Below are 19,410 nucleotides of genomic sequence, written 5' to 3'. Positions count from 1 at the left end.
AGCTGCAAAAGGCAAAATTATCGGGGAGCCGGATGGTAATTTTTACATTTCATCACCTTTAAAAGTGATAAGGATCAATTTTTAGCATCTAAATATTATTTATGCAATGAGCTTAAGAGGGATCTTCCCGATCGATAAATGGGATTTTAAATCTGATTCCATTTTCACCAGCTTCCCGGCCGAAGATTATGAAAAAATGACCCGCCATGCGCGGGAGGAAAAGTATAAGAAGGGGCAGACCATTTTCAGGGAAGGGGCAATTCCTTCAGGGATCTATTATATCCTTGAAGGAAAAGTAAAAAAATATAAAGTAGATAATTTCGAGAAAGAGCAGATCATATATGTGGCTAATGCAGGAGAGCTTATCGGGTATCATGCCGTTCTGTCGGCAGAACGTTATCCCGATTCCGCAACCGCGCTGGAAGAATGCATCGTACTTTTTATTCCCAAAGAAGATTTTTTAAGCATGCTGGAGCAATCTGCCATGCTCTCAACAAGATTGCTTAAGATGCTCAGTCATGAGTTTACAGTGCTTTCCAACAGCATTACCATATTTGCCCAGAGGCCGGTAAGGGAACGCATGGCTATAACCTTGATCGTTCTCAGGGAAAAATTCAAAAAAGGAACTCGGGAAGGCGAGCCCATTACCATAAACCTCAGCCGGGGCGACATTGCGAACATGGCGGGCACTACAAGAGAAAACACGGTCCGGCTGCTCCGCGAGTTTAAGGATGAGAAACTGATAGAGACGAAGGGACGAAAGATATGGATATTGGATATCAGAAAAATGATCGCTGTTTCCAATTACCAGTAACAGCAGAAAGTGATAAGGATCAATTTTTGCATTTTATCCGCGAAGTACTTTTGTCCAAAATTGATTCCATGTCGCAAGTTTCCGCGCCCCCGCGGCTGCTGCCAAGCCTGCTCAATGAAAAATGCCCCCAATGCAGGAAAGGCAATATTTTTGTAAACAAGCATATTCTGCCTCTAAAACATTGCCTGCATACTGTGGATTATTGTCCTGTCTGCAGGCAGAAAATAAAGGTTGAGCATAATTATGGACAGGGAATGAATTTCGTTTTTATTTTCGTGATCTATTTTTTCAACCTGCTCTGGTATTGGCCTGTTGTCGGTCTATCTTTCAAAGACAACAGCATTTACTATTATATCGCGGTGTCTACTATTATGGTATTGGTATTGCAACCCTGGCTGATGCGGTTTTCAAGAGTACTTTTCCTGTACCTGGTCATTCCGTTTCGTAAACATACACACAATTAATCCGGCCTTCAATTTGTAGCGACTAACCGGCCTCCTCATATCTACCGTAGCCCAAGGGGCATCAGGGATGCGTTTCCGCATCATTATGCAGGTTGAAGATATCCCGTCCTTCCTCTTTCTTCCGGAAGCCGAAATTGTAGCGAAGGTTGATGCCGAAACGCCGGGAGTCGGTCTCGCGATAGCCGCTGGCATCTACGGTTCCCTGCGTGATCGTGAATTCGTTGTTGTTGGTAAAGAAGAGATCGCTGGCGCTTAAGGTAACGGTCAGCTTTTGTTTGAAAAATCTACGGTTAATGCTGAGGTTCAGCGAGCCGAAAGTGCTGAGCTCATAGAACTGCAACGGTCCCTTCAGACGCAGGAAACCGTTCAGCGTGATCTGGGAATTCTTGTCCAGCTTCAGCTGGTGATAGGTAAAGAACAGCCAGCTGGGCCGCCGGAACGACAAGGGCCTGCCTTCGTAAAAGCCTTCATAGATATTGTAATTGTACTGGCCGCCCAGCACGAAAAAGTAGACGCCGCCCGGCGGTATCGCACCGAAGCCGCGCAGGTAGAACTCCCTGTTACGACCGATATTATCATAAGTACGGAAAGCTTCCGCTTTGTTGCTGCCATCACCCTGGTAGTAGACATTGGTAAACATGTCGCGGGTATCATTGTAGCCCAGGGCCAGCAGCGGATGCTCCTCCGCGCTGATGTTAAACTCGTAATTATTGGTGAACTGCGGCTTCAGCGTCGGGTTGCCCACCTCTGACAGGAACTGGTCGACATAGCGTGGGAAAGGATTCAGCTGCTCATAAGTCGGCCGGCTGATTGTACGCCGGTACACCAGGTAAGCCCTTATTTCAAAGTGCGCGATCGTCATCAGCTTTTTGCTCAGGTAAACATAGGGAAAGAAATCGGTACGGCGGATCGTGAACGAAGTATCGCCGGGTATGCGTTGCAGACCGTCCATATTGGTGTTCTCCATACGGACGCCGGCCTTGAGCACAATTCCGTTCAGCGCCTTTGACGCCTGCAGGTAGACCGCATTAATATTCTCCCGGTAACGGTAATTGCTGGTCCGGCCATCGTCCGGTACGCGGACACCACCGTAAGAAAGATAGTAAGCAGCATCGTTGTCAAAATTCAGGTAGCTGGCTTTCAGACCGGCTTCCATGCTCATGCCGTAAGGCAGCTTATAAGACAGGTCGGTTTGCAGGGAAAGAAAATGCTGCTTCCCGCTTACCGTACCATCGCCACCATAAGGCAAAGGCAGCCGGCTGCTGAAGACCTGGTCCGTGCTGTTGGAAGAATAGACATAAGACAAGCCGGCAGTCCACTGTGATCCCGCACTATCGATCTTATAGGTCGTATTCACATCCTGGTTGATAAAAAAGCTGCCGTTGTTATTTTCCAGGTGCGCTACACTCTGCCCCAGCGGTGCTGTACCATCGCCAAGACTGAAGCTGTTGGTATTATTAGTCCGTCCCGAAAGATCCGTATAGCTGAGCCGCCCGTCATACCCGATGTTCCACCGGTCGTTCATTTCATGGCTGATACCATAACCCAGGAAATAAGCATTGCCCGGCGAGGTAGTGACCGATTCCTGGCTGAGCAAGGAATCGCCGCCAATATGCCTTTGCGTATGAAGCAGGTCGTAACCGTTGCTGCGGGTATAATTCAGGTTGATATAAGTCGAAGTCGCACCATTGCTGTTGGCCACATTGATACCGCCAAACTGGTTGCCGTACTTTCCCTGCTGAAAGCCTGCATTAAAGCTCCCGGAAAAACCGATCTTCACGCCCTTCTTCAGCACCACATTCACAACCCCGCCGGCGCCCGATGCATCGTACTTTGCTGAAGGTGTACGTAGAATCTCGATCTTATCGATGGCATTGGGCGGCAGGCTTTTCAGCATGGTGGCGATATCGCTGCGGCTCATCTTCATTTCCCTTCCGTTGATGTATACCGTTGCTGGCGTAATGCTGCCCAGGTAGATGTTCCCGTCCTGGTCTATAAAAATGCCCGGTGTTTTCTCCAGCACTTCATATCCGCTGGTGCTGGCTTCGGCCAGGCTTGAAGGATCGACAATTGTCTTATCTTCTTCCTGCCGCATCAGCGGCGCTTTCACGGCTTTGATGGTTACCTCTTCTATAGCATTGCCCGTGGCTTCCAGGAGCAGGTTGAACGTGGTCATACCTTTCCCGGCCAGAATACCCTTGCTCAATGGTTTGTAGTTGAGCGCTGTAACCTGCACCTGGTACAGGCCGGGCGTATCCAGGTCGAAATACCCCACCCCGGCGGTATCGGCAATCGCAGCGCGGTGGTACTGCGTATCGGCCTGGCTGACGACGGTGATCGCGGCAAAAGGGACCACTTGCCTGCCATCGCTCAGCCGGATGGATACGGACGCCTGCTGCGCATGACTATTCATCGCGCAAAAACAGCAAAGCATACACAGCAGCAGGATCGTCTTGTTCATGGTGAAGAACAGTAAATTAAGGTTAGGCGCGCAAAGTAACGAAATAAATGTCCCGCATATTGCGCCGGCCGTCGTCAATGGCCCCAACAACCGGGCCGCTCCATCTGTGGAGCGGCCCGGGCCTCTTTCTTTTACAGGTAGCTTCTTATAGCGTCGCCATATCGATCACAAAGCGGTACCGCACATCGCCTTTCAGCATCCGTTCATATGCCGTATCGATGTCTTTGATATCGATCACTTCTACATCGGACACAATATTATGCTCGGCGCAGTAGTCCAGCATTTCCTGGGTTTCGGGAATACCGCCGATCAGGGAGCCGGCCAGGCTCTTACGGCCGCCTATGAGCTTGAACGCGTGTATCTGGGCCGGAGTCGGCGGGGCGCCCACACAAATGTGCACACCATTGGTCTTCAGCAGGGACAGGTACATGCTGTAATCATGTTCGGCGGAAACCGTATCAAGAATGAAATCGAAATAGCCGGTAACGGCTTTCAGCTGTTCCGGGTCGGAGGTCACCGTAAATTTATGCGCGCCCAGCTGGCGGGCGTTTTCCTCCTTTGAAGGCGAAGTGCTGAGTACAGTTACCTCAGCGCCGAAGGACGACGCGAACTTAACACCCATATGCCCCAGGCCACCCAGACCCAGGATCGCTACTTTGTGTCCTTCGCGGATACCCCAGTGGCGCAGCGGGGAGTAGGTGGTAATGCCGGCGCAGAGCAGCGGCGCTACAGCCTCCGGGGGCAGCTTATCGGAGACATGCAATACAAAATCTTCGTGCGTTACGATCTGGTTGGAGTAACCGCCATAGGTCGGGGCGCCGTCGCGTCCGATACTATTGTAAGTCCCGGTGTTCCCGTTCAGGCAGTATTGCTCCAGCCCTTCTTTACAGTTCTCGCAAGTACGGCAGGAATCTACCAGGCAGCCTACGCCGGCCAGGTCTCCTGCTTTGAAGCGCTTCACAGCCGAACCTACCTGCTTTACCCGGCCTACGATCTCATGACCCGGCACCATAGGGAAAATAGAATTACCCCACTCATTCCGCACCTGGTGCAGATCGGAGTGGCATACACCGCAATACAGGATATCGAACAGCACATCGTGCTCACCCACTTCACGGCGGTCGAAATTCCAGGACCCGAGCGGCGCTCCGGCAGACTGGGCAGCATAACCTTTAGTTGCTATCATTGTTGTTGGATATTTGAAATGATATTACAATATTAAGCCCAAAATCGTATCCGAAAGACAAGCACCGCCGGTACCCATGATCTAAATCAACAAGCACTATGCGCTTAACACAAGAATAACGCTAGCTGACCACCTCCACGCCTTTCCAGAAGGCAATATAATCTTTGATTTCCGCTGCAGCGGGCTTGGGCTCGGGATAATACCAGGCCGCATCCTTATTCTTTTCGCCGCCGGCAACCACGGAATAATAGGAGGCTTCTCCCTTCCAGGGGCAGGTAGTATGCGTGGCCGAGTGCTCCAGCAAATGCATATCGACCGATGACGGTGGGAAATAATGATTGTTCTCGATCACAATAGTATTGTCGCTCTCGGCCAGTACAACACCGTTCCATATTGCTTTCATAACAGTTATGTTTTGGGACAATAACAAACGGGCTTCCCTATTGTTGCCCTCCGCTTCGGGCCATCGATACAGGAAAATAACTGGTCCACCGGGTTGAATGTATGTCTCAGCGGATCAACGTGAAGTTGCCCTGCTCCCGGATGGGAATATTACCGGGGCAACGGCCCTCAATGCGATAGTAATAAGTACCCGCGTCAGCAGGAGTTCCGTTGACCGTACCATCCCAGCAGACATCGATCGTAGCGGCGGTAAACAAGACACGCCCCCAGCGGTTAAAGATACGCAGGGTATACAGGTCGGGCCTGGCTTTGGATATAGGTCCAAATTGATCGTTGCGGCCGTCGCCGTTCGGGCTGAAAGCATTAGGCATCTGCAAACTGCAGCAGGCATGAGCAGCTAAAGGGAGCTCATCGGTATTGCTGCAGGAGAACTGGTCTTCTCCTTTTACACGGACGATATTGTCGCCCGCCGCCAGGAATACCGCCATACTGCTGCCGCTGCCTAATGAAGCCGTTCCTGAAAACCATTCGTAATGCCTGCCGCCTGTAGCTTCAAGCCGGACCGAATCGCCGACGCACAGCGCATCCGCAGGCGCAGCGCGTTGAATCCGGATACCCGGCAGCTCCAATACCGAAAGGTCCAGCACGACCAGCGAATCACAGCCTGCGGTCGTTTGATAAGTATGCTGATAGAAACCGGGATCCTGGTAAGGCGCTTCTGCAAACCAATATACGTCTCCCCGGCAAATAGCAGCGTTTACCGTATCGCTTACCGGACTGCCGAGATCAAGATACACGATATGGTACAGGCTGTCGCAGTTCCCTGAGGTATGCAAGGTATCGCGCAGCACAGCGCTCTGCTCATAATGCCGGCCATCGAAGTCCAACGGTCCGCAGGAAACAATATGCTGCTCGGCAACAACAGGCGCCGCCGAAACATGGAGCAGAAGCGTCACTACACTATCGCAGCCGAAGCTGCTGGTAAAGGTATGGACGTAATTCCCTCCATTACTGCAGACCTGGTCACCAAAGGAAAACGGCATGGTTCCTGCGCAGACCGCCGTGTCCAGGACACTGGTATACAGAGGAGCAGCGATATCCAGTATGGTCGTGCTGTCGCAGCCGGTAGCTGCAGACACCATTGTATAGATAGCTGCTGCCATTCCCCCTGCTGGTACCTGTATCCCGTTCCAGGTATAAGGCAATTGCCCCGGACAAAGCGAAAGCGCCTGGTGCACAGTATCGGGATCGTGTACCAGGAGGTTCAGCGTCGTTGTACTATCGCAGCTGGTGAGCACCGACGGGCAGGTGAAAGCTGCAACCGCCATACCCCCTGCAGCTAAGGAGATCCCATGCCAGCTGTAGGGCAGCTGCCCGCTGCATACCGGCAAAGTGATCGTGTCTGCCTTCCGGGGACGTACAGTCATGATAATGCTGTTGCTGGTGACAATGCCAGCAGGACAGCCATTTGCAGGCGTGACCACGCAGCAGAGCACATCGCCATCAACCAGGCCGGTTGTTGTATAGGTGTTGCTGCCTGCAGCCAGGCTTATCCCATTCTTCTTCCACTGGAACGCGGGATTGACGCCGGCATTCAGCGGTGTCGCCGTGAACGTTACCGGCAAGCCGGCGCAAACAGTATCTCCCGGCACCACAGTAACAACAGCGCTTGCCGGAAGGAACTGGCTGCCGGTGCCGGTATCGGCAAGATGCGTGAGAATGTTCTTCATCAGGCGTTCTGACGCAGGATATACATTGGCAGCCAGTACCCAATCCTGGTCGCTGGTGAGGATCAGCCTGCCCGTACCAGGCATCCGGAATTGCCATCCCAGTGCCTGGCCGCCCGACGACAGGAAAGCTGTGCAATTACAGGCGGAGACTGCCGTACAGCCGTACCAGAAATAAGGCAGTGTGCTTACGGCAAGGTTTGTGGTCGCTAATGTTCCGGCTACAGCAGGGCTCAGGTTATTGTTCAACGTGCTGCCCCAGGTGAAGCTGCCGCCCAATCCGTTGACCAGTTGGGCAAAAGCCACATTGCCAGGCTGAGCAGGCAGGTATTCTCCCTGCAGGTACACCGACCGGCCGCTCTGCAGGAAACTGCGTAGCGTATTGATCTGAACCGGGCTTAAGGCGCCCAGGGCATTGCTGACGACCAGCACATCTACCCCATTCAATGAAGCAATATTGTCCAGGGTATTGACGGGAACGATAGCTGCGCTATACCCTGCCCCGGCGGCAGCGCTTTGCCAGCGTACATCCATCTGGTAAGGCAAAGCGGTAACAATAGCGACCTGGAGCGCCCGTACCATGGCAGCGTTCGACAACAGGAGCAAAAAGACCAGCAGCCGTTTCATGTAGCGACAGTATAAAGACCGGTTCCTCGGAGCGAACCAGCCGGGTTTACAGGTTAAGCCGGTGACGCCAGCTTGTTTGATCTGTCTACAAGGTAAGTATTAATAAAAGAAAAAGGAAGTGATCGGGATTAAAAACCGGCATACCTACCGTGATTGTATCCCTGAGCTTCCCGATGAAGGCAGGTCCCGGGCCGGTACGATTAAGATCGCATCTGCCCGTAAAAATCGTCATGGGTAAGCCGGTACAGTTCCAGCGCCTCTTCGGTGCCAGGATAAACAACAGTGCCATCCCGCTTGAAGCCCAGCTTCAGCAATAAGCGGATACAGGCAGTATTGTTCGGCAGGGTAATGGCCAGTATGACATCGTGTGTCCCTGTGGCAAAGCTTTGCTCCAACGTTCTGGCTGCGATCTCGAAGGCATATCCTTGTCCCATATGCGCCGGCAAAAAAGCAAAGCCAAGATCAGCATGCGCCAGGAAATCGCGCCTGACCAGCCCGCACATCCCCACCGGTGTCTCCGACGCTTTCAGCACAACCTTACTGAGCCCGAAACCGTGCCGGCTATAGCTTTGGATCGGCCCCTGCTCCAGGTAAGCGCAGGCCTGCTCCTCTGTCCGCACATTGCGGTCGCCGATATAAGCCAGCCAGCCTTCGCTGTTGAGGAGCGCAATGATAAAACTGCTATCGGCAACTGTAAACTGCTCCAGGCGCAGCCTGCTGCTTTCTGTAATGACCATGATACAAAGTTATGAAGGTTGTGCAAAAAGGTAGGCCTGCCCCGGCTCTATTAGTAAGGGTAAACCCTGATTTTATTTCCACGGGCCGGCACTATTAATTTTTTATGAAAGTTTTGCGCTACTTTTAACCATCAAACGACGAATACCATGACGCTCCAAGCCCAACACAAGGATCCCGTAGAAATGAACCAGATCAAACAGCTTCTCGACAACCCTGAGTTTTATCTTAAGAACCTGGAAGAATACCAGAAAATGCTGGAGCTGCTCTCGCTAAATGAGCACCTCACCGAACTGCTCCGCGAAGAAAACCTTCAATTCAACTAGCCTGATCTATATAAAAGAGCAGCCGCAGCACCTTTGATGTTGCGGCTGCTCTTTTTTCAGGATACCGGCAGTGCCTGCAGGATATCGGCAAGAATATCGTCGCGGTGCTCCAGGCCTACGGAGATACGGATCAGGCCGGGCGTAATATTGACCGCCAGACGTTCTGCCTCACTTAATCTGGCATGTGTCGTACTGGCCGGATGTGAAGCAATGCTGCGGGTATCGCCCAGGTTGGCCGTCAGCGACAGCATCTGCAAACGGTCGAGGAACTGCCGGCCGGCATCCAGTCCGCCTTTCAGCTCGAAGCAGACAATACCGCCACCATTTTTCATTTGTCGCTGTGCGACCGCATGTTGCGGATGGCTGGGCAGAAAAGGATACCTGAGGCTGCTTAAGGCCGGGTGTCCCTCGAGCTGCTGCGCCAGGAAAAGCGCATTGGATGCATGTCGTTCCATACGCACATCAAGCGTTTCCAGGCTTTTGCTCAATATCCAGGCATTGAATGGCGACAGCGATGGGCCCATGCTGCGGCAGAAGAGATAGATCTCCTGGATCAGCGCCTTTTTGCCGGCCACTACACCGGCCAGCACCCTACCCTGCCCGTCCAGCCATTTTGTTCCGGAATGGATCACGAGGTCGGCGCCATATTGTATCGGCAGCTGTGCTACGGGCGTGGCAAAGCAATTGTCGACCACCAGCAGCAGGTTATGCTTGCGGGCCAGCCGGCCCAGCAGTTCAAGATCGAGAATGTCCAGGCCGGGGTTGGTCGGTGTTTCCACATAGATCATCCTGGTCTCGGGGCGTATGGCCTGTTCCCAGGCCTCCGGCGCATCTGCTGCAAAATAAGAATAGCTGATACCATATTTAGGGAGGTATTTGCTTAATACGGTATGCGTGCTGCCAAAAATTGCATTGCAGCTGAGCAGATGATCGCCTTGCTTCAGCAAGGCCAGGAAAGTGGACGAGATCGCGCTCATGCCGGATGCCGTGGCATAGGCTGCTTCTGCGCCTTCCAGAGCAGCGATCTTATCCGTGAATTCGGTTACATTGGGATTAACGAAACGGCTGTAGATATTGGCTTCGCGTTCATCGGCGAAGGTGGCCCTCATCTCTTCAGCCGAATCGAAGCAGAAGCTGCTGGTCAGGTAAAGGGGTACGGAATGCTCCATTTGCGCGCTGCGCGCGGCTTGTATCCGTATGGCTTTCGAGATCGGATGCATGTGTTTGTATTAAAGGTTTACCCGGCACGCTATGCGTTCGCACCGGTATTCAGATGGACAGTAAACGTAATGGCACAACCTGCGCGGCGCAGGGTCTCCGCTACCGAACAATATTTTTCGATCGACAAAGCAGCAGCCCGCTGTGCTTTATCTTCCTCTATCGGGCCGCTCAGGATAAAATCGACATGCGCTTTGATCCATAGCGCCGGAACTTTATCCTGTTCCCGCTCACCGGTGACCCTCAGCGAAAAGCGCTCGAAGGGCTGCCGCTGCTTTTCCAGTATGGCTACAATATCGATGCCGCTGCAGGTTCCCAGCGCCATCAGCAAGCCCTGCATGGGCCGTACGCCATGGCTTACGGCGTCCAGGCGGGGGCGTTCTACGCCATCGGGTACCGACTGGAAGCTGACCTGGTTCTGCTGTTCATCAACAGCAACGAAAGTGCGACTGGGAAGATCATAGCGGATCTGTATCTCGGGCATAAATCTTTTTTTGCTGTAAAAATAAGGCTCCAGCCATTACATTTGCCGGAAATTTCCGTTCCATCCTGTTTATGCAGCAAAGCTATCATTACAACCATCCTTTTTCGCTGGAAAACGGCGCGGTATTACCTGAGCTCCATATCGGCTATACCACATACGGCCAGCTGAACAAGGCAGGCGATAACGTAGTCTGGATCTGCCATGCGCTGACGGCCAGCTCCGATGCCGCCGACTGGTGGGCAGGCATGGTCGGCAAAGGCATGGCTTTCGATCCGGACCGGCACTTTATTGTCTGCGCCAATATCCTGGGCAGCTGCTATGGCAGCACCGGCCCGCTAAGTATTGATAAGAGTAAGGGAACACCTTATTACAGCAGCTTTCCGTTGCTCAGCATCCGGGATATGGTACAGGCCCATATCCTGCTGCGGCAACACCTGGGCATTGAACAGATACACCTGCTGGCAGGTGGCAGCATGGGCGGCTACCAGGCGCTGGAGTGGGCACTGACAGAGCCGCAGCGGATCGACAGGCTGTTCCTGCTGGCCACCTCGGCTGCTGAAAGTGCCTGGGGCATTGCTGTCCATACAGCGCAGCGTATCGCGATTGAAGCTGACGCCAGCTTTGGCGAAGAAAGCCCCGCAGCGGGGGCACGCGGTATGAAAGCCGCCCGCGCCATAGGCATGCTCACCTACCGCAACTATGAGCTGATGGTGCAGCAGCAAACCGATCCCGACCCCGAAAAAACAGATCATTTCAAAGCCAGCTCCTATATGCATTACCAGGGGGATAAGCTGGTCCGGCGCTTCAATGCCTACAGCTATTATGTCCTCAGCAAGGCGATGGACAGCCATAATCTGTCGCGCGGCCGCGGTGGCCATATTCCTTCAGTCCTCGCCGGTCTGCAGCAACCGGTGCTGCTGATCGGCATTTCCAGCGACATGCTCTGCCCGCCGGAAGAGCAACGGCAGCTGGCAGCCCACCTGCCTCATTGCCGCTACGAAGAGATTACCTCGCCCTATGGTCACGACGGCTTCCTGGTTGAGACGGAGCAGATCAGCATATTGTTCCAGCAATGGCTGAAGAGGTAAAGGAAAGCATTAATGCAGCAACCGGGAGAAAAGACCTAAAGCACAACCGGCGATAAAAAAAGTCAGGATATTTTTGAGCTCATACCAGCTGAAGCTGGTGCCTACGTCTGCGCCGAATGCCATCCATGCGCTGATAAGGCCGCAGCACAAGGCCGAGACCAACAGCGGCAAGCGATACAGCAATAGCCGGTACAGGACCAGGTACAGGGCAAAGGATAAGCCAAGGTTGATGGCACTAAAACGGAGCCATTGCCGGTAATCGATCTCCAGGATGGTATCGGAGAGAAAGCCACGATGGGCCGAATGCATCAGCAAGTCGTTCCCCATAACGATCAGCAGGGCGCAGATCACCGAAGCGGTGATATAGGAAAGGCCGTAACCAAGCCCTGATTTAAATGAGAATGGAGAAAACATAGCCGGTTCAGGAACACAAGTTATTATTTCTTGCCCATATAAAGTAAGGATCGACAATTATGATAAGGGCATGACCAGGCTTCCCCTTATTTTTATCTTTTATTATTTTCGCAACCGATGAAGACCTGTATTTTCTTTTCTTACCTGCTGTTACTGCCCCTGTTCCTGCACGCTCAGACCGACACTACGGACCGCAAGGTCTACCGGATGTATCTCAAATATGAGCTGCCCGGCTCTTTAGCTTTTATGACCGGCTCGTTTTTTGGCTTTAAAGCATTAGACAGAGCTTCTGTAATGAGCGAGAGCGATGTGCTGAAGCTGAATCGCGCCGATGTCAACGGCTTTGACCGACCAGTGATCGATTATAATCCTGCGGGCTTTACGAAAGCTGAAGGCCGCTCGGATTTTTTTCTCAATTTTTCTATCGCCAGCCCGGTGCTGCTGGCCCTGGACAAACGGATACGAAAGGACTGGCTCGACCTGGTCACGCTGTACCTCGTCAGCCATGCAGTAGACAATACGCTCTACTTTGCTGCCGCCTTTCCGGTACGGAGGGCCCGGCCGCTGACTTATAATCCCGACATTCCTATGTCCTTCCGCACCGGCGAAGCCCGGAGCAATTCTTTTTTCAGCGGGCACGTCTCCTTCAGCGCTACTTCAACTTTCTTCCTGGTAAAAGTCTTTACCGACTATCACCACATCAAAGGCTGGCAGCGGGTCGGCCTGTATACCGCTGCAGCGATACCACCGGCAATGGTAGGCTATTATCGTATGCACGCCGGCAAGCACTTCAAAACCGATGTGCTCCTCGGCCTGGTGATCGGCGGCGCCTCCGGCATCCTGGTACCGGAGCTGCACCGTAAATGGAAAGAAAAGCAGCACCAGCATCTTTCCCTGCAGCCTTATTTCAATCCTTATGGCGGCGCCACCGGGCTAAGCATGAGCTATAGGTTCTGATCTTTTAGATATTAGAGGCTAGGTTTTAGATGTTAGATATTAGGAGTGGACAAATAGCAGTTGACAATTGATAAATGAAATTCTGCATACTGCTAATTGCCAACTTATTTAACTGCCAACGCTTTAATTATAAACATCAACTCCTTACCAGGCCACGTACAGGGAGATATTGCCCAATCGTTCGTGGTTGAGGCCATCGATCAGGCGGGGCATGATGCGCTGGGTGAAGGTAACGCTCAATGGTCCGTAAGCCAGTACTGCTGCCAGGTCCAGGCGTCGCGATATGCTGTGGTTGCTGCTGATACGCTGGTCCTTTCCGCGATAATAGTCCGACCTTCCGGCAAAAACCCCACCTTCGATCACGGCATTATAACCGACCCATTCCAGCGAGGGCCTTGCCGTAATATAAGCCTGGAGCTTATGCTTTTTACGGCTCACAAACTGCGGGAGCAAGCCGTCGAAATAATCATTCATTTTCCCGATGCGCACCAGTCCATACAAGGAAGCGCCATCCAGCATCGTCCCCAGCATTGCTTGTCCGCCGCCGGTAACATCCAGCCATCCGCCATAGCGCCAAAGCCGCTTTTCCAGGCTGAGATTCAGGTTCAGCAGGATATCGGTAGGATATTGCTTATCCCAACCCATGGGCTTTGCGGAATTGATCAGCTTATGGATAACGGTTTGCAGCTGCTCCGCCATTGAAGCAGGTCCCATCACACCGGCGATCAGCTCGGTCTGCAGGTTATAGCCTTTCTCTGCATTGGAAGAATGCTGGCTGTAGCTAAGAAACAAAGCGCCGGTATAAGGCCAGTCTGATACGTCGGGTTCTGTAGCGTTCAGATCCGATGGTGTGAACATGGTTTGCATCAATCCCAAGGCATAAGTATTTACGGCCTGTTTCCCGGCTTTAGGCATCAGCTTATCCAGGAAGAAACGGGAAGAGTCTTTGACAAAATAATAATCGAAGCGGGTGCCGTTGGTATAACCTTTATCCGAGGTGGGTCCGAAGATCTTGATCAGGTCGTTATCTTCATAGCCCCGCAATGCATGCCGGTAGGGCATTTCCTGTTGGCTAAAAGAAGGCCCTACCCTGCCAAACAGCAAGGTTAAGGTGAACAGACTGCAGAAGAAAAGGAAACGGTTCATTGTTCGTCGGTGGCCAAAAGTACGTATTTCATATTGGCTCCCGATCAATTCCGGATTAAATGTTATTGATCCTGTTATCAGTCTTATTACCTTAATCTGGAGCGCCTGGGAACAGGCCTGTTCCGGCCCGCTATTTCTTTTTAGCGGTTTCATATGGGACATTTGCTTGACCCAGGTCAATAAATTGTTATCGCCTTGGAGTGGCCGGGATATTCCCCTAAGTTTGCTTCGCAAATGAGCCATTTCCGCTGCCATATCGTTACCGCTGCCTGTTGCAACACTTGTTGCATGTACACTGCTGCGCTATGGAAAGGCTGATCTGCATCAATATGCTGCTGTAAACTGAGCTGCCTTTCCCGAACCGGAAGGGCTTTTTTTATGCGATCTCTTTTTAAGAATATGCTGTACTTCACTTATTGCTGCGCTTGTTGTATGTCCCTGTTCCGGCGACGGAGCCAGCGATGTTGTGCCTGATACCAGCGTATCTGCAACACCAGGGCCTTCTGTCGTACCGGCAGAAGGCCCTTTTTTCATTTCTTTCCTTTTACAATCTTTTTTCAAAATCATAACGGATCATGTTACCCGCAACAAGAACAAAATTATTCACCTTCCTGGCTTTTGCCAGCGTCTATATTATCTGGGGCTCCACCTTCCTGGCGATCAGCTACGGCTTGCGTGGCATCCCTCCTTTTCTCCTGTCCGGCCTGCGTTTCAGCATTGCCGGCATCCTGCTGCTGCTCTGGCGGTTTTCCAGGAAAGAACAGGCCCGTTCCCGTACTAACTGGATCCGGAACGGCATTACCGGTATACTCATTCTTACCGGCGGTACCGGCCTCGTGGCCTGGGGCGAGCAATACATCAGCGCTACCGAAGCGGCGATCGCTATCGCTACCGGGCCTTTCTGGTTCATTGCGCTAGACCGTAAAAACTGGAGCAGCTATTTCAGTAACCTGACGACCATAGCCGGCCTGATCACCGGCTTTGCAGGCTTGCTGCTGTTCTTTGCCGACAGCATCGGCGGTGCGCAACAGCAGAGCAACAATACTGCGCGCATACTGGCTTTCGGTGTCCTGGCTCTTAGCTCCGTCTCCTGGGTGCTGGGATCGCTCTATGCCAAACGTCGGCGGGCCGATCATTCCACCTTTATGAATATCGCACAGCAGCTGCTGATCGCGGGTGTCACGGCCCTCGCTATCAGCGCGGCCCGCGGCGAATGGCAGGATTGGGCACCGGCAAGGGTGGCGTTGCAATCCTGGCTGGGGCTGGCATTCCTGGTACTGTTGGGCTCCATCGTCGCCTACCTGTCCTATATCTGGCTACTGTCAGTCAAGTCGCCGGTACTGGTCAGCACGCATACCTATGTCAATCCTATCGTTGCTGTAGTGGTAGGATGGCTGTTCATAGATGAGCACATGAGCCTGATCCAGCTGGCCGGCCTGGCCGTGATCCTTGCCGGCGTTTTGCTGACCAACGCCTCCGGCTATAAGCTCAGTAAACGATTCCGCGTCCGGGTACGGCGCTCCTTCAAAACCTTGCTTAGTCCACCCCGTTCTGATAAATACCTTGTAGACTTTTAACCAGTATGTTGAAGAAATCTATAGAAATGCTACGCCGGGAGGCTTCCCTGGAAGGCAGTACGACACTGAAAAGAAGCCTTGGCCCGGTCAACCTGATTGCCATCGGTATTGGCGTGATCATCGGCGCCGGCCTGTTCTCGCTTACCGGCATCGCCGCCGCCAACAATGCCGGTCCGGCCGTTACCTTGTCCTTCCTGATCGCCGCTGTAGGCTGTGCATTCAGCGCCTTGTGCTATGCCGAGTTTGCGGCCATGGTGCCGGTATCGGGCAGCGCTTATACCTATGCTTATGCTACAGTAGGCGAAGTCTTTGCCTGGATCATCGGCTGGGACCTGGTGCTGGAATATGCCGTGGGCGCGGCTACCGTAGCCATCAGCTGGTCGCAGTACCTGGTAAAGTTCCTGGACAAGCTGCACCTTTCCCTTCCTTACGAGCTGGTCCACTCGCCCTTTGAATCGGCAACAACAGGCGATGGTACCGTTCTTCACGGCTGGCTTAACCTACCGGCCGCGCTCATCGTGCTGTTTCTTACTGCGGTGATCCTTCGCGGCATGAAAAAGTCGACTCTGTTCAATATGATCGTCGTGGCGCTTAAGGTCGGCGTGGTGCTGCTGTTCATTGTCCTGGGTTGGCGCTATATCAACCCGGTGCACTATCATCCCTATATTCCGCCTAACGCCGGCAGCTTCGGTTCCTTTGGCTGGAGCGGGGTGCTGCGGGGTGCAGGTGTTGTGTTTTTTGTCTTTATCGGGTTTGACATTGTCGCCACTATGGCCCAGGAGACAAAGAACCCACAGCGGAATATGCCGATCGGTATTATCGGCTCCCTGCTGATCTGCACTTTGCTGTTCGTGCTGTTTGGCTATGTGATGACGGGCCTGGCTTCCTATACAGCCTTTAAGAACAGCGCCGCGCCTGTAGCTGTGGCCATACAGCAAACGCCCTATGAATGGCTGGGCCTTGTGATCATCCTGGCCATATTGATCGGCTACACTTCCGTAATACTCATCGACCTGCTGGGCCAATCCAGGGTATTCTATTCCATGAGCCGGGACGGATTGCTACCAGGCATGTTCTCGCGGCTACATCCGCGGTTCCGTACGCCTTCACGTTCCAATGTCGTGCTGGGCTTGTTCATCAGCCTGTTTGCCGCGCTGGTGCCCATAGAAGTTGTGGGTGAGATGACCAGCATTGGCACCTTGCTTGCCTTCGTGATGGTATGTCTTGGGGTGCTGATCCTCCGGAAAAAGCAACCGGATACTCCGCGGCCATTCCGTACGCCCTGGGTACCGGTGGTACCTGTACTCGGCATCCTTACCTGCCTGCTGATGATGTATTCGCTGCCCTGGGAAACCTGGCTGCGGCTGCTGGTATGGCTGGCGATAGGCATGGTTATCTATTGGGGCTATGGCCGCAGGCACAGTAAACTGAGAAGAGAGAAGAATTTGTAAAGCATAATTTTCCTGCAGCGACGCGGTTTATGTTTCCCGCAATGATGCGAAGGCACAAAGCGATTATATACTCTCGCAGCGGCACGGAGACGCAGTGCTATATGTCTATTGCTCACAAAGACAAAGTGGCACCAAGCATCTTATATCTTGCTGCATCACCTCTGCAAAGCATAAGTAAGCACCGGAAGCGCATTTTCTCTTCCCACATCGCTGCGGGAAATAAGACGGCTTGAAGACACGGCAAAAGAAGAAGCCCCCTCCGTATACCGGACAGGGGCCTCCTTTTGCAAAAAAACAACAGCACTCATTCCTCATTCTGTCAGTCAGTGTACAGGGCTGATCTTTTTATCGATGCCCAATAGCTTTCCTATAAAAGCCAGCAGGGAGTGAAAGGCCGCCGGTAAACCGGAACGGTAATATTCTCCCTTGATCTGGTTCAGGATATACGATTCTTCAATAGCCGACATCAGCCGGGAGCGGCGTCGTTTCGTTACCGCTTTCAGCTCCCGTGCCAGCCATTCGGTATGCAAGGCGGGTTCCAGGGTGCTGCGGAACACTACGGCTTTTTCATCGGCATTATAAAAAGCATGCTCTGTATTACGGGGTATCTCGAAAGACTGTCCTGGCTTGATGATCAACCGGCGGTCGGGCAGCATAATGCCCAGCTTGCCGTCGATCGCCTCCAGCTTTATGGTTTGCAGCGGATGCCGGTGCAAAGTGGACTCCTCGGTACAACGGGGCAGTACGGATAGGACTTCTGCATAAGCACCTCCCGTTTCGGCGCCGCTGCGGGTAACCACAGCCGCGGCTTCCAGTGCGTTTACTCTAAAAGGGCTTCCCATGTTCGTTGGTTTTTAAAATTGAACTACTATCGGTGATTGCTCCGACAAACGTAGCAACACTATTTCCAGCCACCGCCCAGCGAACGGTACAGGTCGACGGCTGCGATCAGCTGATCCCTTTTGAGGGTAGCTACTTCCAGCTCGCTCTGCAGCACATTGCTCTGCGCGGTGATCACTTCAAGGTAGCTGGCCATACCACCCCGGAACAACAAGCCGGCATTGCCGGTAGCCTGCTGCAGGGCATTGACCCGCTGTGCGGCAAAATCATATTGGCTTTGCAGCTTTTCCAGCCGCGCCAGCGCATCGGATACCTCGCCTACAGCAAACAATACGGTCTGCCGGAAACGGATAACACTTTGCTCACGCTCTATCTTCGCCACTTCAAATTGTGTCTTCAGCTGGCGCTTGTTGAGCAGAGGCTGCACCAGGTTGCCGGCTACCGTACCAAATAAAGAGGCCGGTATATTGAACCAGTTGCTGGCCTTGAAAGAATTGACCCCACCGCTGGCGGTAATACTAAGCGAAGGATACATATTAGCCTTGCTGATCCCTACCCTGGCGTTGGCCATGGTGAGCGCCAGCTCGGAACTGCGTACATCGGGCCTGCGACGCAGCATAGCTGAAGGGAAGCCTGTCGCCAGGCTTTTCGCCACGGGTGTACTGTTCAAGGTAGACTGACGCTCGGTAACTGTAGGCAGCACACCGCTCAGCACGCTCAATGCATTTTCCTGCAAGGTGATGTTCTGCTCCAGCAAAGGCACCAGCTGCGCGGCCACAAGGCGCTGCGCTGTCGCCTGCTGTACCGCCAGCGAGGTTACCTGGCCGGCATCAAACTGCAGCTGTATCATATGCAGGGTGCTGTCGTTCAGCGCCAGGTTCTTGCGGGCTACTTCCAGCTGGGCATCCAGCATCACCAGGTTGTAATAGCCACGAGCTACGCTGGCTACGATATTGGTCTGGATCGCTTTCCGGGCTTCTTCCGTTTGCAGGTAAGCCGCAAGCGCGCTGCGCTTCTGATTCCTGATCTTGCCCCATATATCCGCTTCCCAGCTCAATCCGATGCTGGCGTTGTAATCTTCAATATGGTTGGTCTTCAGGAACTGGTTGGCGCTGATCCCGTTCAGGCTATTGTCCGAAGGCCGGTTGGAAGCCGCGCCGACCTGTAGTCTCAGGTCGGGCGCATAGTTCCAGTTGACCTGCTTGTACAGGAGCTGGGCGGCTTCTATGTTCTTCAGGGCAAGCTGCATGTCGAAGTTCTTCTCGATGGCCTGTCCGATCAGCCGCTGCAACGAAGCATCGGTGAAGAAGCTTTTCCAGGGCAGATCGGCGATGGTCTGCGTATCGGCGTTCTGTGTTCCGGTTACAGCGGCACTTCTGTAAGTATCCGGCAGGTCGGCAGCAGGTGTAGCTACATCCTTAGACACCTTACAGGCGCTCAGGGTTGCTATTGCTGTTACCACCAGGAGATATTTACTGATATATGATTTCATG

18 protein-coding genes are annotated in these 19,410 nt (G+C 53.0%); 7 read left to right on the top strand and 11 right to left on the bottom strand.

The features are described from left to right. Positions 1-106: 106 nt before the first annotated feature. Together DZC79_RS12450 and DZC79_RS21240 are read left to right on the top strand one after the other, a co-directional pair. Positions 107-814 carry a Crp/Fnr family transcriptional regulator gene (locus DZC79_RS12450; protein ID WP_118951920.1) on the top strand — a complete coding sequence of 236 codons (708 nt, stop codon included), beginning with the start codon at positions 107-109 and terminating at the stop codon, positions 812-814. 254 nt (positions 815-1,068) lie between these two features. Continuing rightward, complete coding sequence (locus DZC79_RS21240; RefSeq protein ID WP_157977103.1) at positions 1,069-1,278, top strand: hypothetical protein; 210 nt, start codon at positions 1,069-1,071, stop codon at positions 1,276-1,278. Positions 1,279-1,339: 61 nt separating this feature from the next. Here the strand turns inward: DZC79_RS21240 and DZC79_RS12440 are convergent, their stop codons facing one another. The 5 genes from DZC79_RS12440 to DZC79_RS12420 form a co-directional block, all read right to left on the bottom strand. Beyond that, complete coding sequence (locus DZC79_RS12440; protein ID WP_118951918.1) at positions 1,340-3,739, bottom strand: outer membrane beta-barrel protein; 2,400 nt, start codon at positions 3,737-3,739, stop codon at positions 1,340-1,342. 145 nt (positions 3,740-3,884) lie between these two features. Beyond that, positions 3,885-4,925 (bottom strand): NAD(P)-dependent alcohol dehydrogenase, encoded by a 1,041-nt coding sequence (locus DZC79_RS12435; RefSeq protein ID WP_118951917.1) that lies wholly within the window; start codon positions 4,923-4,925, stop codon positions 3,885-3,887. A gap of 121 nt (positions 4,926-5,046) precedes the next feature. Further along, positions 5,047-5,328 carry a DUF427 domain-containing protein gene (locus tag DZC79_RS12430; protein ID WP_118951916.1) on the bottom strand — a complete coding sequence of 94 codons (282 nt, stop codon included), beginning with the start codon at positions 5,326-5,328 and terminating at the stop codon, positions 5,047-5,049. A 106-nt stretch (positions 5,329-5,434) separates the two neighbouring features. Further along, positions 5,435-7,681, bottom strand: coding sequence for a T9SS type B sorting domain-containing protein (locus tag DZC79_RS12425; RefSeq protein WP_118951915.1), 2,247 nt, complete (start codon positions 7,679-7,681; stop codon positions 5,435-5,437). 200 nt (positions 7,682-7,881) lie between these two features. Beyond that, the gene (locus tag DZC79_RS12420) at positions 7,882-8,418 is read right to left on the bottom strand and encodes a GNAT family N-acetyltransferase (RefSeq protein WP_118951914.1); all 537 of its coding nucleotides are present in this window, start codon (positions 8,416-8,418) and stop codon (positions 7,882-7,884) included. A 147-nt stretch (positions 8,419-8,565) separates the two neighbouring features. On the opposite strand from DZC79_RS12420, the gene DZC79_RS21235 reads away from it, so the two are divergent. Beyond that, complete coding sequence (locus tag DZC79_RS21235; protein ID WP_157977102.1) at positions 8,566-8,742, top strand: hypothetical protein; 177 nt, start codon at positions 8,566-8,568, stop codon at positions 8,740-8,742. 56 nt (positions 8,743-8,798) lie between these two features. Here the strand turns inward: DZC79_RS21235 and DZC79_RS12415 are convergent, their stop codons facing one another. Beyond that, positions 8,799-9,962 carry a trans-sulfuration enzyme family protein gene (locus DZC79_RS12415; RefSeq protein ID WP_118951913.1) on the bottom strand — a complete coding sequence of 388 codons (1,164 nt, stop codon included), beginning with the start codon at positions 9,960-9,962 and terminating at the stop codon, positions 8,799-8,801. Positions 9,963-9,991: 29 nt separating this feature from the next. After that, positions 9,992-10,444: an OsmC family protein gene (locus DZC79_RS12410; protein ID WP_118951912.1), complete on the bottom strand. Its 453-nt coding sequence runs from the start codon at positions 10,442-10,444 to the stop codon at positions 9,992-9,994. 71 nt (positions 10,445-10,515) lie between these two features. Here DZC79_RS12410 and metX point away from each other — a divergent pair, with 71 nt between their 5' ends. Continuing rightward, on the top strand, positions 10,516-11,532 hold the full coding sequence (gene metX / locus DZC79_RS12405) for a homoserine O-acetyltransferase MetX (protein ID WP_118951911.1): 1,017 nt from the start codon (positions 10,516-10,518) through the stop codon (positions 11,530-11,532). Between the two features lie 9 nt (positions 11,533-11,541). On the opposite strand, the gene DZC79_RS12400 is transcribed toward metX, so the two are convergent. Continuing rightward, a complete protein-coding gene (locus DZC79_RS12400; protein ID WP_118951910.1) occupies positions 11,542-11,946 on the bottom strand; it encodes a hypothetical protein in 405 nt (134 codons plus the stop codon). 117 nt (positions 11,947-12,063) lie between these two features. On the opposite strand from DZC79_RS12400, the gene DZC79_RS12395 reads away from it, so the two are divergent. Beyond that, positions 12,064-12,903 (top strand): phosphatase PAP2 family protein, encoded by an 840-nt coding sequence (locus DZC79_RS12395; RefSeq protein WP_118951909.1) that lies wholly within the window; start codon positions 12,064-12,066, stop codon positions 12,901-12,903. A 144-nt stretch (positions 12,904-13,047) separates the two neighbouring features. Here the strand turns inward: DZC79_RS12395 and DZC79_RS12390 are convergent, their stop codons facing one another. Next, the gene (locus DZC79_RS12390) at positions 13,048-14,049 is read right to left on the bottom strand and encodes a lipid A deacylase LpxR family protein (RefSeq protein WP_157977101.1); all 1,002 of its coding nucleotides are present in this window, start codon (positions 14,047-14,049) and stop codon (positions 13,048-13,050) included. A gap of 575 nt (positions 14,050-14,624) precedes the next feature. Between DZC79_RS12390 and DZC79_RS12380 the strand changes: the two genes are divergently transcribed. Then, the gene (locus DZC79_RS12380; protein ID WP_118951906.1) at positions 14,625-15,626 is read left to right on the top strand and encodes an EamA family transporter; all 1,002 of its coding nucleotides are present in this window, start codon (positions 14,625-14,627) and stop codon (positions 15,624-15,626) included. Between the two features lie 5 nt (positions 15,627-15,631). After that, positions 15,632-17,077, top strand: coding sequence for an amino acid permease (locus tag DZC79_RS12375; RefSeq protein WP_118951905.1), 1,446 nt, complete (start codon positions 15,632-15,634; stop codon positions 17,075-17,077). A gap of 323 nt (positions 17,078-17,400) precedes the next feature. Here DZC79_RS12375 and DZC79_RS12365 read toward each other — a convergent pair whose 3' ends face one another. Both DZC79_RS12365 and DZC79_RS12360 read right to left on the bottom strand, forming a co-directional pair. Continuing rightward, positions 17,401-17,919 carry a cupin domain-containing protein gene (locus tag DZC79_RS12365; protein WP_118951903.1) on the bottom strand — a complete coding sequence of 173 codons (519 nt, stop codon included), beginning with the start codon at positions 17,917-17,919 and terminating at the stop codon, positions 17,401-17,403. A 59-nt stretch (positions 17,920-17,978) separates the two neighbouring features. Further along, positions 17,979-19,409: an efflux transporter outer membrane subunit gene (locus DZC79_RS12360; protein WP_118951902.1), complete on the bottom strand. Its 1,431-nt coding sequence runs from the start codon at positions 19,407-19,409 to the stop codon at positions 17,979-17,981. Position 19,410 lies beyond the last annotated feature (1 nt).

Origin of the sequence: Taibaiella helva, from assembly GCF_003545695.1 — a bacterium.
Lineage (GTDB): Bacteria > Bacteroidota > Bacteroidia > Chitinophagales > Chitinophagaceae > Taibaiella > Taibaiella helva.
Note: the sequence above shows the minus strand (reverse complement) of the source record. Positions and strands in the feature narration are given on the sequence as shown.